This is a genomic window from Streptomyces sp. NPDC047981, from assembly GCF_040653315.1.
Lineage (GTDB): Bacteria > Actinomycetota > Actinomycetes > Streptomycetales > Streptomycetaceae > Streptomyces.
On the sequence record NZ_JBEZNQ010000140.1, the window covers coordinates 1 to 10,375 of the forward strand.

Annotated in this window: 10 protein-coding genes and 1 pseudogene; 10 read left to right on the forward strand and 1 reads right to left on the reverse strand. The window is 69.2% G+C overall.

Going from position 1 to position 10,375, the window contains the following annotated elements:
- Positions 1 to 146: 146 nt before the first annotated feature.
- Positions 147 to 254 (forward strand): annotated as a pseudogene (locus tag AB0E14_RS38180) (IS5/IS1182 family transposase); the annotation flags it as partial.
- Between the two features lie 107 nt (positions 255 to 361).
- Here the strand turns inward: AB0E14_RS38180 and AB0E14_RS38185 are convergent.
- Entirely contained in the window at positions 362 to 1,300 is a 939-nt protein-coding gene (locus AB0E14_RS38185; protein WP_362429654.1) for an Lrp/AsnC family transcriptional regulator, read from the reverse strand.
- 197 nt (positions 1,301 to 1,497) lie between these two features.
- On the opposite strand from AB0E14_RS38185, the gene AB0E14_RS38190 reads away from it, so the two are divergent.
- From AB0E14_RS38190 to AB0E14_RS38230, 9 genes are all read left to right on the forward strand, one after another.
- On the forward strand, positions 1,498 to 3,681 hold the full coding sequence (locus AB0E14_RS38190; protein WP_362429657.1) for an acetate--CoA ligase family protein: 2,184 nt from the start codon (positions 1,498 to 1,500) through the stop codon (positions 3,679 to 3,681).
- Positions 3,675 to 4,163 carry a hypothetical protein gene (locus tag AB0E14_RS38195; protein WP_362429659.1) on the forward strand — a complete coding sequence of 163 codons (489 nt, stop codon included), beginning with the start codon at positions 3,675 to 3,677 and terminating at the stop codon, positions 4,161 to 4,163. The genes AB0E14_RS38190 and AB0E14_RS38195 overlap by 7 nt, the downstream gene beginning before the upstream one ends.
- On the forward strand, positions 4,160 to 5,071 hold the full coding sequence (locus AB0E14_RS38200; protein ID WP_362429662.1) for an amino acid ABC transporter permease: 912 nt from the start codon (positions 4,160 to 4,162) through the stop codon (positions 5,069 to 5,071). Before AB0E14_RS38195 ends, AB0E14_RS38200 begins: the two co-directional genes overlap by 4 nt.
- Complete coding sequence (locus AB0E14_RS38205) at positions 5,068 to 5,856, forward strand: amino acid ABC transporter ATP-binding protein (RefSeq protein WP_362429665.1); 789 nt, start codon at positions 5,068 to 5,070, stop codon at positions 5,854 to 5,856. The genes AB0E14_RS38200 and AB0E14_RS38205 overlap by 4 nt, the downstream gene beginning before the upstream one ends.
- A gap of 70 nt (positions 5,857 to 5,926) precedes the next feature.
- Positions 5,927 to 6,820 (forward strand): ABC transporter substrate-binding protein, encoded by an 894-nt coding sequence (locus AB0E14_RS38210; RefSeq protein ID WP_362429669.1) that lies wholly within the window; start codon positions 5,927 to 5,929, stop codon positions 6,818 to 6,820.
- A gap of 252 nt (positions 6,821 to 7,072) precedes the next feature.
- Positions 7,073 to 8,230: an acetyl-CoA acetyltransferase gene (locus tag AB0E14_RS38215; RefSeq protein WP_362429672.1), complete on the forward strand. Its 1,158-nt coding sequence runs from the start codon at positions 7,073 to 7,075 to the stop codon at positions 8,228 to 8,230.
- A complete protein-coding gene (locus tag AB0E14_RS38220; protein WP_362429676.1) occupies positions 8,227 to 8,646 on the forward strand; it encodes an OB-fold domain-containing protein in 420 nt (139 codons plus the stop codon). Before AB0E14_RS38215 ends, AB0E14_RS38220 begins: the two co-directional genes overlap by 4 nt.
- Positions 8,647 to 8,713: 67 nt before the next feature.
- Entirely contained in the window at positions 8,714 to 9,193 is a 480-nt protein-coding gene (locus AB0E14_RS38225; RefSeq protein ID WP_362429679.1) for a MaoC/PaaZ C-terminal domain-containing protein, read from the forward strand.
- Entirely contained in the window at positions 9,190 to 9,936 is a 747-nt protein-coding gene (locus AB0E14_RS38230; RefSeq protein WP_362429682.1) for an SDR family NAD(P)-dependent oxidoreductase, read from the forward strand. The genes AB0E14_RS38225 and AB0E14_RS38230 overlap by 4 nt, the downstream gene beginning before the upstream one ends.
- The last annotated feature ends 439 nt before the right edge of the window (positions 9,937 to 10,375 follow it).

Sequence of the window (10,375 nt, forward strand, 5' to 3'; positions counted from 1 at the left end):
GGGCGAGTAGACCTTCATCACCATAAAAGATGCCTCCTACCCGGCCCCTACCGGGACCGGGCTCAGAGGTGTCCACCACTCGGGGACAGGTCCCCGTCAAGCGCCACTTCAGCCTGCCCAAGCAGGACCTTCTGCAACACCCTTTAGGCGCCGGCGGACCCGTCCGCGTACCGTTCCGGGGCCGGCGCCTCAAGCGGTGGAAGCGCCGCCACAACACCACCCACGCCAAGATCCGCTGCCTCGGCGAGCAGGCCGAGGTTCGCTCTGCCGCTCGGAGGGTGCACCACCCAGTCCGGACCGCCCCCTCGGGGAACATCCGCCAGCTCGGGATGTGAGCGCCGCCTGCGGGGTGCTCGCAGCGTCAGCGTGACGCGGCAGCCCCGTGCGCGGCGCCGTTCGCCCGGAGCGGGCGGCGGTCGTACTGCTCCTTGACCAGTTCCAGGTGGGTCCAGGACTGCACGTCCCGTACGCCGTCGATCGCCCGCATCCGGTCCAGGAGGTCGACCGTCTCGGTGCGGGCACGGGTGATCAGGGTGCCGATCGCGTCGCAGCGGCCAAGGGTGCGCGCGAGGAAGCTGACCTGTTCCAGCCGACCGATGACGCTCAGCGCCGTCGTGCCGTCCGTCTCCAGGTGGAGCTGGAACCCGCTCATCTGGGTCATGCCGAGCGCGGTCGGATTCACCATCCCGGTGACGCTGACGACCCCCGTGCCGAGCAGCCGCAGCACCCGCGTGCGGGTCGCGCCGCGGGACAGACCGACCCCGTCCGCCAGATCGGCGTACGGCATCCGCCCGTCCTCGTGCAGCAGATTCAGGAGCCTGCGATCGGTCTCGTCGAACTGCTCGGGTCTTCCGGGGCCGTGTGCCGGAATGTGCGGTTCTTTGAGCAAATGGGTGAGGATCAGCGTGTCGACGGACTGCACGCCGTCGAGGGAGCGGATCAGGCTCACGGTGTCGGACAGGTGCGCCACGTCCGGGGAGCGCAGCTCGGCGACGACCGAGTGGCGGCCCGACACGACCGAGACGAACGGTGTGTCCGGGAGCTGGGCGACCGACGCGGCGACCTGGGCCGAGGCCCTGCCGTGCACCGTGATCGATACGTGGCCGAACGCGTGGATCCCCTCGAACTCCGGGTGGACCATCGCCGCGACCCGTAGTACGCCGGAGTCGAAGAAGCGCTGCACCCGGGCGCGGGCGGCGGTCCGCGACAGGCCGACCCGTGTGCCGAGCGACTCGAAGGAAGCGCGTCCGTCGACGCGCAGCTGCTCGATCAGTGCGAGATCGAACTCGTCGAGCTCCATGCGCGGTCCTTCCTGGTCAGCCACCACGCCGGACCCTAGCAACTCGGCAGGACCGGCGGCAGGGGACGGCAACCCCTCAGCCGGATCTTCGATGAGGCTGCATCTGCCGCAGAGAGCAAACCATTCGTTCGCGATCGAAGCAAGATGCGCCCGAAAGGGTATTGACCGGCCGTATTGACAGTCTTAATCTCGCCGTCATGTCGAGGAACTCCCACACCCCCCGTGACCGAGCAGGCGCCCTGTCGGCGCTGTTCGCCCCCCGGACCGCCGCCGTGGTCGGCGCGTCCAACGACACGGCGAAGATGGGCGGGCTGTACTTCCAGCACCTGCTCAAGTCGTTCGAGGGCACCTGCTACCCGGTCTCCCGCAGTGGCGGGCCCGTGCAGGGCGTCGCGTCCTACCCGTCGCTCACGGCGCTTCCCGAAGTGCCTGACCTCGTTTTCGTCGCCGTGCCCGCCGTAGCCGCGGCCGCCGTGACCAAGGAAGCGGCCGACCTGGGCGTTCCCGTGGTCGTCCTGCACACCGCTGGCTTCGCCGAGACGGGCGAGGCCGGTGAGCAGACCGAACGCGCACTCACCGAGTACGCCCGGGCCCGGGGTACCCGCCTGGTCGGACCCAACTCGATGGGGATCTACGGCGGCGCCACCGGGGCCAACCTGCTGGGCCTGCCGGCGCGGCCGGGCGGCGTGGCGTTCATCTCCGCCAGCGGCTCGCTCATCGAGTCGATCGCGCCCAAACTGCGCGTCGGCGGGCTCGGGTTCCGCAACGTGGTCGGCTTCGAGAACCAGGCCGACATCGAGATCCACGAGTACGTGGAGTACTGCGCGACCGACCCCGGTGTCGACGTGATCGCCCTCTACCTTGAGGGGATCAGGAACGAGAGCGGGCGGAGCTTCGTCGACGCCCTCGCGGCCGCCGCGCGGACCAAGCCCGTCCTCGTCCTGCGTGGTGCGCAGACCAGTTCGGGGCAACGGTCCGCGGTCTCCCACACCGCCGCGATCGTCTCGCCTTCGATGATCTACGACGGGCTGCTCGCCCAGGCCGGTGTCATCGAGGTCGAGGACGAGTCGCAGCTCATGCCGCTGATCGAGGCCCTGTCGATCGCTCCCCCCGCCACTAGCGACCGGGTCGCGATCATCGGGAACGGCGGCGGTTTCGCCACCCTCACCGCGGACGCGGTCGAGCGGGCCGGGCTGCGCGTACCGGAGTTCTCCGCCGAGGTCCAGGCGGGCCTGCGGGAAGCCCTCAATCCCCTCGCCGCGGTCGGTAACCCGGTCGACGCGGTCATCGACGACGACGGGGACGGCACGCTCTGGGGAGACCTGGCCGAGATCATCCTCCGGGACGACATCGGAGCCGTGCTGAAGTTCGGCCTCTACAAGGACGAGGCGGAGTCCCGGCCGTTCTCCTCGATCGTCGGCGAGGCGCGAGCCCTCGGCCGCCTCAGCAAGGAGACCAAGACTCCGATCCTCGTCTACTCGCCCTACGGTGACGCCGACGACGCCATCGTCCGGGCCTTCCTGGAGGAAGGCATACCGGTGGTACGCACACCGCGGATCGCCGGGCGGGTGCTCGCCGCAAGCGCCGCCCTGGGCACGGCCGAGAAGGAGCGGGCCGAGAAGCCGGCCACGGAACCGGACACTGAACCGGAGACAGAGACCGCCGAGAAGCCGGCCACGGAGCCTGAGCACAGCGGTGGCGGCCACGGCGACACGGCCCTCCCCGAGTTCGAGAGCCTGGCGACGGTCGAGCGCCTGGGACTGCCCGTCCCGGCCCGCCAGTACGTCAGCGCAGCCGAGCTGAAGAGGGACGACGCGACCGTACTCACCGTCACCGCTCCCAAGGCCGTGCTCAAGGTCGCCATCGACGGGATCCATCACAAGTCCGACATCGGCGGCGTACGCACCGGTGTGTCCGGCGACCATGCCTGGGCCGGAGCCCGGGCGATGTTCGACCGGTTCGCCGCGGACGGCGACCACGAGGTCGACGGGATCATCGTCATGGAGCAGGTCACGGCCGACGGTCCCGAGCTGCTGCTCAGCGCGCGGCGCGATGCCGCCGTCGGGCCGGTCGTCACCGTCGGAGCCGGGGGAGTCCTCGCCGAACTCCTCAAGGACGTCCAGACCTTCGCCGCCCCGCTGAGCGAGGACGAGGCCCTGTCGCTCCTCGACTCCCTGCGGATCGCGCCGCTGCTCCACGGCTACCGCGGCTCCCGCGGCGTCGACATCGCCAAGCTCGCGGCCTGCATCGCCGCCTTCAGCCGGGCGTTCGCCGAGGACCGCACCGTGCAGGAAGTCGAAGTCAACCCGCTGATGACGGCAGCCCAGGAGTTCTGGGCCGTCGACGCCATCGTTCGCCGAGAGGACCAGGACGCATGCTGAACGCAGACGAACTCAGGATCGAGGACCTCCCGGGCCTGGTCGGACAGACGCTGGAGAGCCCGTACATCACCGTCGACACCCGCCTTCGAGCACTGTTCGAAGAGGCGACGATGATCGAGGAGTTCATGACGCCCGAAGTCCGGGCGCTGTACCCCGAGGGCCTGCTCGAGGGCTTCCACCTGCTGGGGCTGCTGGATCACTTCATCAGCAAGTACATCAACTGGGAGGAGGACTCGTACGGTCTCAACTACGGCCTCGACCGGGTGCGCTTCGTCTCCACGATGCAGGCGGGACGACCGCTGCGCTTCCGTACGACTGTGAGCAAGGTCGAGCCCAAGGGTGACGGCTACATCGTCCACTTCGAATGCGTACTTGAGCACGAGGGCGAGGAGCGTCCCGGGATGGTCGCCACTTGGCTCTGTTACCAGCTGCCCAAGGAGGAAGAGGACGAGGGCGCGACGGCCGAGGACGGCGCGCGGTGACCTCCGTCATCGAGCAGCTCCGCCGCAGCCCGGAGTCGGAACTGCCGCCCGTCGCCCCGCGCAAGCACCCGTGGCGCACCGGCTTCGCCGTCTTCCTGGTCGTCGCCGCCGCCTGGTCGGTCTACCTGCTGGCGGGCAACGAGCGCTTCGGCTGGGACGTCATCGGGACCTATCTGTTCTCCGGCCCCGTCCTGGACGGACTGGTCCTCACGCTCTGGCTGACCGCGGTCTCCATGGCGATCGGCATCCTGCTCGGCATCGTCCTGGCGGTGATGCGCAGCTCCGACAACTTCGTCATCTCGGGCCTGGCCGCGGGCTACATCTGGTTCTTCCGTGGCGTGCCGCTGCTGGTCCTGCTCGTCTTCTTCTACAACCTCGCCGCGCTGTTCCCCACGATCGGGGTCGGCATTCCGGGCATCTTCTCCTTCGTCGACCTGAACACGAACGCCCTGATCACCCCCGTGTTCGCCGCGATCATCGGCCTCGGTCTCAACGAGGCGGCCTTCATGAGCGAGATCGTCCGGGCCGGCATGCGCTCGGTCGACCGGGGCCAGGTCGAGGCGGCCCGCGCGCTGGGCATGTCGCCCAACCTGGTGATGCGCCGGATCGTGATGCCGCAGGCCATGCGGCTCATCATTCCGCCGACCGCCAACGAGATCGTGAACATGCTCAAGACCACCTCGCTGGTCAGCGTGCTCGCGGTCGCCGACCTCATGTACTCGGTGCAGCAGATCTACGCGAGCAACTTCCAGACGATCCCGCTGCTCCTCGTGGCGAGCTTCTGGTACCTGGTGCTCACCTCGGTCCTCAGCGTCGGCCAGTACTTCCTGGAGAAGCGCTACAGCAAGGGCGTGCACGTCCGTAAGCCCAGGCTCGCCCGCCGGCGGGCCGAAGGAGGGTCCCGATGACGACGTCGACAGCGGTGCCGCAGGACCCGATCGTCCACGTGTGCAGGATCCACAAGCGGTTCGGCTCCCTGAAGATCCTCAACGGGGTCAGCCTCTCGGTCGGACGCGGCGAGGTGGTGTGCGTACTCGGACCGTCAGGGTCGGGAAAGTCGACGCTCCTGCGCTGTATCAACCACCTGGAGAAGGTCGACGAGGGCCTCGTCGTCGTCGGCGACCACACCGTCGGGTACGAGGAGTCGGGCGGTGTGCTGCGCGAGCTGAGCGAGCGCAGGGTCTGCAAGCAGCGGACCGCGGTCGGCATGGTGTTCCAGCGCTTCAACCTCTTCTCGCACATGACGGTGCTGGAGAACATCGTGGAAGCGCCGGTCCGCGTCCACAGGCGGAAACGGTCCGACGTCGAGCAGGAGGCGCTCGCGCTCCTGCGCAGGGTCGGCCTGGAGGACAAGAAGGACTGCTACCCCGAGCAGATCTCCGGCGGCCAGCAGCAACGGGTCGCCATCGCACGGACCCTCGCGATGAAGCCGGACGTGGTGCTGTTCGACGAACCCACCTCCGCCCTGGACCCCGAACTGGTCGGCGAGGTCCTCAGCGTCATGAAGGACCTCGCCCGGGACGGCCTGACGATGATCGTCGTCACGCACGAGATCGGCTTCGCCCGTGAGGTCGCCGACCGTGTCGTGTTCATGGACGGCGGTGTCGTCGTCGAGCAGGGGACCCCCGCCGACGTACTCGACAGGCCCCGCGAGGAACGCACCAAGGCGTTCCTCTCCCACGTCCTCCACTGATCCCCGCACCCGCAACCGACCGTCCCCAGGACCTCCGCTCGCACCTCCCCACAGGTAAGGAACCCCCGCCATGTCCCGAGTCGTGAAGTGTGTTTCCCTCGTCGCGATAGCCGCGCTGGCCCTGACCGCCTGCAACTCGGACCTGGTGGCCGAGGAGCCCGGTTCGGAAGGCGGCCGGCAGAGCAGCGCGGCCTCGCTGCCCGCCAGCCTCGCCAAGACCAAGACCATCCGTGTGCTGACCGACCCCACCTATCCTCCGCTGGAGTCGATCGACGCATCGGGCAAGATGGTCGGCTCCGACATCGACCTCATGGACGCGATCGCCCAGCAGATGGGCGTCAAGGTCGAGTGGCAGCGCGGCTCGTTCTCCGGCATCATCCCCGGACTGCAGGCCGGCCGGTTCGACGCCTCGATCGCCGGCATGTACATCACCGACGACAAGTTCAAGACCGTCAACATGGTGCAGTACGCCAAGGCCTACGACCAGATGCTGGTGGCGAAGGACTACGCCGGCCCCGAGCTGAACTCGTACGACGCGCTGTGCGGCAAGCGCGTCACCATCCCGCAGGGCTCCACCGAGATCCCCCTCCTTGAGGACGCGTCCAAGAAGTGCGCGGCGGGCGGCCAGGCCCCGATCGCCATCCAGCAGTTCGAGAGCGCCAACAACGCGCTGCTCGCGGTGACCAGCAAGCGGGCCGACGCAGCTGTGGTGACCAACCTCAACGCCGACTACGTCGTCGGAAAGCTCAAGGCGGACCTGAAGGTCCACGGCCGGCTGCCCGGAGTGTTCCCCATGGGCATCACGCTGCCGAAGGGCCAGGACGACCTCGCCGAGGCGGTCTCCACGGCGCTCCAGGAGCTGAAGACGTCCGGCGAGTACGACAAGATCATGGACAAGTGGAAGCTCGGCGGCTCCGCCGTGGACGCCTTCCCGGTGAACCCGAAGACCACCCCCGCCGTATGACAGCCCCGTCCCCGGCCCGCCGCGTCCCCGACAGACGCAGGCGGGCCGGCAAGCGGCGCCCTCTGGACGTTCGCCGCCCCCCACCGCACCGCGCCGGTCCGTACATCCGTACATCCGTGCATCCGTGCATCCGTGCATCCGTACGGCCGTGACGCCCGGCTATCGGCCTACAGCCACCGCGCTCGGCGTCGGGTGGCCGGTACAGAGCATCGCGCGGCCGCTCGACTCGTTTCATGAAAGGCAGGTAGGACCATGCCGCAAGACCGCTCCCTGCGCGGTGTTGCCGCGATCGTCGGGATCGCCGAGGAGGTGTCGCCGACGGGAGAGCTCGACACCTGGGGCAGAGCGCTCGAAGCACGCGTGATCAAGGCGGCACTCGACGACGCCGGCCTGACGCTGGCCGACGTCGACGGTGTCGCCCACACGGACTCCTCCCTCGATCTGGCCGAATTCCTCGGCATCGCACCGGTGTTCAGCGAGGCGACCTACAACGGCGGATCGAGCTTCGAGCTGTACGTCGAGAAGGCAGCGTCCGCGATCGCCGCAGGACTCGCGGAGACCATCCTCATCGTCTACGCCGCGACGCCGCGCGGCGACCGTCGCCGCGGTGGTGGCGGCTGGGTCGATCCGCCGGGCCCGAGGGACGAGTTCGAGGTCCCGTACGGGCTCGACCTCATCGGCTCGTACGCCCTGGCCGCGAGCCGTCACATGAGCAGGTACGGCACGACCTCGGAGCAGCTCGCCGCCATCGCCGTGAACACCCGCCAATGGGCGGCGCTGAACCCCAGCGCCAAGCTGCGTGACCTGATCACGGTCGACGACGTTCTCTCGTCCCCCCGGATCTGCTCGCCGCTGCACCTCCTGGACTGCTGTCTGGTCACCGACGGCGCGGGAGCGGTCGTGGTCACCTCGGCGGAACGCGCCAGGAACCTGCGCAAGCCCCCCGCGTACGTCCTGGGAGCGGCCACCGCCCACTCGCACAAGATGATCCACGCCATGCCGGACCTGACCGTGACGCCAGGCGCGACGTCCGGCCCCCGCGCGTTCAAGGCGGCCGGAATCAGCCACTCGGACGTCGACCTGCTGATGGCCTACGACTCCTTCACCATCACGGCGCTGCTCCACCTGGAAGACCTCGGCTTCTTCAAGAAGGGCGAGGCCGCCGCGTTCGTGGCGGAAGGCGGCACGGCTCCGGGCGGCGCGCTGCCGATGAACACCAACGGCGGCGGACTGTCCTACACCCACCCCGGCATGTACGGGATCTTCCTGCTCACCGAGGCCGTACGCCAACTGCGCGGCGAGGCCGGTGACCGTCAGCTGACCACACCGGACATCGCGGTGGCCCACGGCACGGGCGAACTGCTGTCCGCGACCTCTACGGTCGTCCTGGGAACGGAGGACACCCTGTGAACCAGACCGACTTCCTTCCCCCTTCCCGGCCGGCCACGGCGCCGTACTGGGAAGCCACCCGCTCGCGGTCCCTGGTGCTCCAGCGCTGCCAGGTCTGCGCGTCGCTGGTCCACCATCCGCGAGAGGCCTGCCCGAACTGCCTCGGCCAGGAGTTCTCCTGGGAGCCCTCGACGGGTACGGGCAGCATCCACGCCGTCTCCGTGCACCACGTTCCGTACGGGGTCATGACCCGCGCGGACTGCCCCTACGTGGTCGCCTTCATCGACCTCGACGACGGTATCCGCTTCCTGTCCAACATCGTCGGCCCGCGCCGTCTCTCGGCCGCCGTCGGAGACCGGGTCCGTCTGACCTGGAAGCCGGTCGCCGACGGCTACCACCTCCCTCTCTTCGAACTCGAGGCCACGGCGGACCGGTGACGGCCCCGTGCTTCCACTCGGCGGGCGGCCTGCCGCCGCCCGCCTCCATGACCAAAGGAGAACCACCGTGGAGATCAAGGTTCCGCGCCATCTGGAGGACGTGCCCGCCGGCACCTCGTTCAGCACCGCCGGACGGACCGTCACCGAGGCGGACATCGTCGCCTTCGCCGGGTTGTCGGGCGACTACGCGCCGATGCACGTCGACGACGCGTGGAGCCGCGCGAACCACCCCTTCGGTTCCCGGTTCGCGCACGGCATGCTCATCGCCTCCATGTCGTACGCGCTGCGCACCCCCATGCTCGACCACCTGCACGTCGTCGCCTGGCTGCAGACCACCCGGCGCTTCGTCGCCCCGGTCAGGCCGGGAGACACGGTCACGGCGACCTGGACCATCGCCGAGGCCCGCGAGCGCGCCTCCGACCAGAGCACGGGCGTTGTCACCGCCGACATCACCGTCCTCAACCAGGACGGTGTCGTCGTGCAGGAGGGCTCCGACGTCTGGCTCGTCGAGCGGCGCCCCGCTGCCGAGGGCCGAGGAGAGGCATGATGACGACGCGAGAGCAGAAGCGCGTTGCCCTGGTGACTGGCGCGGGATCGGGCATCGGCCTGGCCATCGCCCGCCGGCTTGTCTCGGACGGGTGGACCGTCCTCTTCGCCGACCGGGACTTCGCCGCCGCAGGGTCTGCCTGCTCGGAGGCCGGAGGCGCGGGGACCGGGTCCCGTCCACTGACGCTCGACGTCTCTCGGCGCGAGGAGTGGGCCGACGCCGTCCAGGACCTCCGCGACCGGGAGGCCCGACTCGACCTCCTCGTCAACAACGCTGGCATCACCCGTGACCGCACGGTGGAGAAACTGACGGACCTGGACTGGCACCAGGTCATCGACGTGCACCTCACGGGGACCTGGCTCGGCTGTCAGGCGGCGCTGCCGCTCCTGCGCGAGTCGGGCGGCGCGATCGTGAACCTGTCCTCCGAAGGCCGTCACGGCTCCTTCGGCCAGGCCAACTACAGCGCCGCGAAGGCGGGCGTGGTCGGCCTGACCCGCACCATCGCCCTCGAACAGGCCCGCCACGGCGTCCGCGCGAACGCCGTCGCACCCGGCCCGGTGGACACCCCCATGCTGGCCGGGGTGCCGGAGGACGTGGTGAACGGCTGGCTCGAACAGATCCCCCTGCGCCGCCTAGCCCAACCGGCGGAGATCGCCGCGGTGGTGGCCTTCCTGGGCTCGGAGCAGTCGTCCTACATCACGGGCCAGGTCATCGCGGTGGACGGCGGCTCGTCCCATCCCTGAGAAAGCGCTCTGCCCCGGTCCGCGGTCTGCTGGTGGCGCAGCAGGCCGGCAAGGGCTGGGCGAGCACACAGCGGCACTCGCCGATGTCGGCTTCGACACGAGCAGCCGACCTGACCACCCCGGATCACGCCACCCCCTCGTCGCCACAGCCGCGCTGATCGGGAGCGTGCTCAGTGGTGGGTCTCCGGGGTGTGGATGGCTCCTGGTGATTGCCGTGAGCCTGGTGGGGTGGCGGCGCGGCGGGCTTTACGAAGGATGTGCCAGGTTTTGGTCTTGGCGATTCTCTCGGCAGGTCGCCGGAGCCGGGAGTGGGCCCGGTTGACACACCTCTGCTTGAGCGCGGGGGGGCCTTGTCCCCAAAAGGTGGACACCTGTTCGTGTCGTTATGCGGCAAGTGTCAGAGTAGCTGACTGCTGTTCGTAGACGTTCGGTGCCTGTT

Coding starts and splice junctions, on each gene's coding strand:
- AB0E14_RS38185 (WP_362429654.1), bottom strand. CDS start 1,300: ATGGAGCTCGACGAGTTCGATCTCGCACTGATCGAGCAGCTGCGCGTC.
- AB0E14_RS38190 (WP_362429657.1), top strand. CDS start 1,498: ATGTCGAGGAACTCCCACACCCCCCGTGACCGAGCAGGCGCCCTGTCG.
- AB0E14_RS38195 (WP_362429659.1), top strand. CDS start 3,675: ATGCTGAACGCAGACGAACTCAGGATCGAGGACCTCCCGGGCCTGGTC.
- AB0E14_RS38205 (WP_362429665.1), top strand. CDS start 5,068: ATGACGACGTCGACAGCGGTGCCGCAGGACCCGATCGTCCACGTGTGC.
- AB0E14_RS38210 (WP_362429669.1), top strand. CDS start 5,927: ATGTCCCGAGTCGTGAAGTGTGTTTCCCTCGTCGCGATAGCCGCGCTG.
- AB0E14_RS38215 (WP_362429672.1), top strand. CDS start 7,073: ATGCCGCAAGACCGCTCCCTGCGCGGTGTTGCCGCGATCGTCGGGATC.
- AB0E14_RS38230 (WP_362429682.1), top strand. CDS start 9,190: ATGATGACGACGCGAGAGCAGAAGCGCGTTGCCCTGGTGACTGGCGCG.